We start from the raw sequence: 4,230 nt of genomic DNA, 5'->3' as shown, positions 1-4,230 counted from the left end.
CTGTACACGACCCCGGTCGTCTACCTCGCGCTCGACCGCCTGCGTCACAAGGCCCTGCGCCGCTTCCGGCGCACGCCCACCCTCGCCATCCCTGAATCTCCCGTCCGATCGCAATGAACGTCATCCGCATCGCACTACTCGCATCCATGCTGGCCGGCTGCGCCGCCGGCCCCACCTATCACCGTCCCGACGTCCCCGTCACCGTCTACAAGGAGGCTGCCGCGCTGCCGGCCTGGAAATATGCCGAACCGGCCGAACCGGCCCCGCAGGGCCGGTGGTGGCAGGCCTACGGCGATGCACATCTCTCCGAACTCGTCGAGGAAGCCGGGCGCGCCAACGACGGCCTGCGCATCAGCGAGGCGCGCTACCGCCAGGCGCTGGCGCTGGCCGATGTCGCGCGCGCCGGCCTGCTCCCCTTCCTCGACGTATCCGCCGGCGCGAAACGCGGTACGGGCAACGGGACCGGAGGCGTTGGCAACGTCGCCACCAGCCGCCGCGTCGGATTCGAAGCCGGCTGGGAAGCCGACGTGTGGGGTCGCGCGCGCAAGCAGGCGGAATCCGGCCAGCTGCTGGCTGCCGCCGCGGCGGCCGACCTGGCCGCGGCCCGGCTGGCCGTGCAGGCGACGGTCGCGCAGCTGTACTTCCAGATCCGCGTCCTGGATGCCCAGCAGGGCCTGCTCGACGACACCGCGCAGGCCTACGAGCGCAGCCTGCAGCTCGCGCAGCAGCGCCAGCGCTACGGCGTCGCCACCACGGCCGACGTGGCGCAGGCACAGGCGCAGCTGAAATCGACGCAGGCGCTGGCCGTCGACAACCACGTGCAGCGCAGCCAGCTCGAACATGCGCTCGCCGTGCTGCTGGGCCGCGAACCGGCTGCCTTCGCGCTGGCGCCCGCTGCCGGCGCGCCAGTGAAAGTGCCCGTCGTGCCGGCCGGCCTGCCATCGCGCCTGCTGGAACGCCGGCCCGACGTGGCGGCCGCGGAACGCCGCGTGGCCAGCGCCAACGCGGCCGTCGGCGCCGCGCAGGCGGCGTATTTCCCCGACCTGACGCTGTCCGCGGCCGGCGGCTTCCAGGGCGCGGACGCGGCGCAATGGCTAACGGTGCCGAACCGCGTGTGGGCGCTGGGCCCCGCGCTCGCCGTGTCGCTGTTCGACGGCGGCGCACGGCGCGCCCGGACGGCGAACGCGGTCGCGGCCTACGACGCCACGGTGGCCGGCTACCGGCAAACGGTGCTGGACAGCGTGCAGGAAGTGGAAGACGCGCTGGTCCTGCTGGCCGGCCTGGAACGCGAATCCGACTTGCTCGACGCCGCGGTGCGGGCGGCGCGCACGTCGGAACGCCAGATGCTGGACCGCTACCAGGCCGGGACGGCCGACTACCTGAGCGTCGTCACCGTGCAGGCGACGGCACTGGCGGCCGAGCGCAGCGCGCTGGCCGCGCAGGGACGCAGGCTGGCGGCCAGCGTCGGCTTGATCCGGGCGCTCGGTGGGGGGTGGAACACGCGGCAGGGATAACGGCGCGACGCACTGGATTTCGCGGCGGCGCTGATGAATTTCGTTATGGAAGAGCGATGGGGTGGCGCGCACAATCGTTCGCAGTGATTTTTCGATAGATTTGCCTGCGAAGTCACGCCCGGCAAGGAGACGCCGGGGCACTCCTTCATATCAAGAAAGCGAGATTCCTATGAAACTGCTTGCATTCACCGGCGTGGCGGCAGCCCTGCTGGCCGCGTTCGGCATGACGTGCGTGCCGACCACCGCGGCCGCCCAAAACTATACCTGGACCACTGCGAAGATCGGCGGCACGGGCTATATCACCGGCATGGTCGCCCACCCCCGCCAGAACGGCCTGTTCTATGCGAAAACGGACGTCGGCGGCGCCTACCGCTACGACGCGTCGATCGGCACATGGACGCCGCTGACCGACTGGCTGCCGCCTTCCCTCGGCTATGCGAAAGGCATCGATTCCCTCGCCCTCGATCCGCGCGATGCGAGCAAGGTCTACATCATGGGCGGCGGCGGCTACAACAGCGGCCCCGCCATCTTCATGGCCTCGAGCAACCAGGGGCAGAGCTTCACTACCTTGCCGATGCAATTCTCGACAGGCGGCAACGCCTCCGGACGCCAGGCCGGCGAGAAACTGCAGGTCGATCCGAACAACAGCAACATCCTGTTCTACGGCACCGCCAACGCGAAGGTCAACGCCGCGAACAACGGCCTGTGGAAAAGCACGGACGGCGGCCAGCACTGGAACCGGCTTTCCAATTTCAACGTGCTGACGAGTGACGACACGGGCGCCGGCATCGCCTTCATCGCGTTCAGCAAGGATTCCACCACGGTCGGCAACGCCACGCCTGTCATCTACGTGGGCGTGAATACGCAGTCGGCCTCAGACAACGGCATTTCCGTCTACAAGAGCGGCGACGGCGGCAACACATGGTCGCGGCTGTGGGGCGGACCGACGGCCGGGGCGTTCCCGCAGCGTGGCCAGATCGGTCCGGACGGCTACCTGTACATCACCTACTCGCGCGCCGCCAACTACAACGACGGCCATGGCAACCAGTATGGTCCCGGCGGCCTGATCGGCGGCGAGGTCTGGAAGCTCAACGTGCAATACGGCCAGGACCAGTGGACCAATATCACGCCGCAAGGCCCATGGACGGCGCCCTACGGCTACGGCTTCTCGGGCCTGTCGGTCGACCCGACGAACAAGGGCTGGCTGACGGTAAACACCATCGACTGGTACGCATCCCCGGGGGAGACCATGTACCGTTCGACCGACGGCGGCGCCACCTGGACCGACGTCCTCGCGAAATCCACGCTCGACCCCAGCCTGGAACCGTGGCGCACCTCGAATAACCCGATCACCAACTTTGGCAACTGGGGCAATTCCGTCCTCGACCCGAACGACATCAATCACGCGTTCGTCTCGTGGGCCGGCGGCATCTGGGAAACGCACACTCTTACGGCGTCCAGCACCCGCTGGGTGTTTGGCGAGAACGGCGTGGCGGAAACGGCCATCCTCGACCTGAAGTCGCCCGTGCCCAATGAGTGGAACGCCTATCCCGTGCTGGCCGGCGCCGGCGACGTGTGCGGTTTCACGATCATGGACGTGAACGCCTATCCGCAAGCCCCGATCAAGGGACCGGACTCCTGCAAGGACACCTGGTCGATCGATTTTGCGAAGACCAATTCCAAGCTCGTGGTGCGCGTCGGTGACGACTGGGCGGACACCAACAAGAAATTCGGCGGCGTGTCCTACAACGGCGGCTATAGCTGGGCGGCATTCGGCAGCAACGCCGCGACGCAGTCGGGTGGCGGCTACGTGGCGATGTCGCAGGACAGCAGGAATCCAAGCAATGTGATCAACTCGATCATCTGGTCGACCTGGGACGCGCCGACGGTACGCTCGACGGACATGGGCGACCACTGGACGAACGTCGCGCTGCCGAAATCCGTGCTGCTCGCATCCGACGGCGCCGACCCCACGGTGTTCTACGCCTACGACCGCCCGAACGGCGTCATGTACCTCAGCAACTCCAACGGCGCCAACTGGTGGGCAGCCACTGCTCCCGGCGTCCCGGCGTATGCCGACAAGCTGGTGACGCCGACCGGCGTGGCCGGCGAGCTGTGGCTGGCGGGTTGGGATGGCCTGTACCACAACAACAACTGGGGTCTGAGCGCTTGGGAGCATCTGTCGACCGTGACCAAAGCCTATGCGCTGGGCTTCGGCAAGGCGGCACCCGGCGCGTCTTATCCGACCATGTACGTGTCCGGCATCGTCGGCAACGTACAGGGTGTCTTCCGCTCCACCGACAAGGGGCAGACCTGGGTCCGGATCGACACCAACCAGCACCAGCTCGGCGCCTCCACCGCGCTCACCGGCGATCCGAAAGTGTTCGGCACCGTGTATGTGAGCGACGGCGGCCGCGGCATCGCGGTCGGCACGTCGAGCAACTGAGCGAACCAAGAGCCTATCCCAGTAGATACCGTCTCGCCCGTCAAGCCTCACATGGCGTAATTTGGGTCATATGGCCTGCCTGTGTGCACAACACCAAAGCACAGGTGGGCCAGCTTGCGCATGCAGGCGCCGATGACGGCCATTTTGGTTTTGCCTTTGGCGAGCAGGCGTTCACTGAAGGCCTTGATGTGTGGGTTCCATTGGCGGGCGACCAGGGCTGGCATGTATAGCAGCTTGCGCAGATGCGCTGGTCCCGCTTTCGACAGGCGA

The 4,230-nt window shown here is 67.2% G+C and carries 3 protein-coding genes; 2 read left to right on the top strand and 1 reads right to left on the bottom strand.

Annotated features, from left to right (window positions below):
- Positions 1–113 precede the first annotated feature (113 nt).
- Positions 114–1,514, top strand: a complete 1,401-nt coding sequence (locus AC1DYX_RS28555) for an efflux transporter outer membrane subunit (RefSeq protein WP_477265198.1) — start codon at positions 114–116, stop codon at positions 1,512–1,514.
- A gap of 169 nt (positions 1,515–1,683) precedes the next feature.
- Positions 1,684–3,960 carry a hypothetical protein gene (locus tag AC1DYX_RS28550; RefSeq protein ID WP_477265196.1) on the top strand — a complete coding sequence of 759 codons (2,277 nt, stop codon included), beginning with the start codon at positions 1,684–1,686 and terminating at the stop codon, positions 3,958–3,960.
- 47 nt (positions 3,961–4,007) lie between these two features.
- Here AC1DYX_RS28550 and AC1DYX_RS28545 read toward each other — a convergent pair.
- A partial coding sequence (locus AC1DYX_RS28545; protein ID WP_477265194.1) for a transposase occupies positions 4,008–4,230 on the bottom strand: 223 nt, incomplete at its 5' end.

This window comes from Massilia sp. P2_C2 (genome assembly GCF_056404615.1).
The sequence above is the reverse complement of the archived record's forward strand: the minus strand, read 5'-3'. Positions and strand labels throughout refer to the sequence as shown.

Excerpts from the sequence above, each read along its gene's own strand:
- AC1DYX_RS28550 (WP_477265196.1), top strand. The coding sequence starts at position 1,684 with ATGAAACTGCTTGCATTCACCGGCGTGGCGGCAGCCCTGCTGGCCGCG.
- AC1DYX_RS28555 (WP_477265198.1), top strand. The coding sequence starts at position 114 with ATGAACGTCATCCGCATCGCACTACTCGCATCCATGCTGGCCGGCTGC.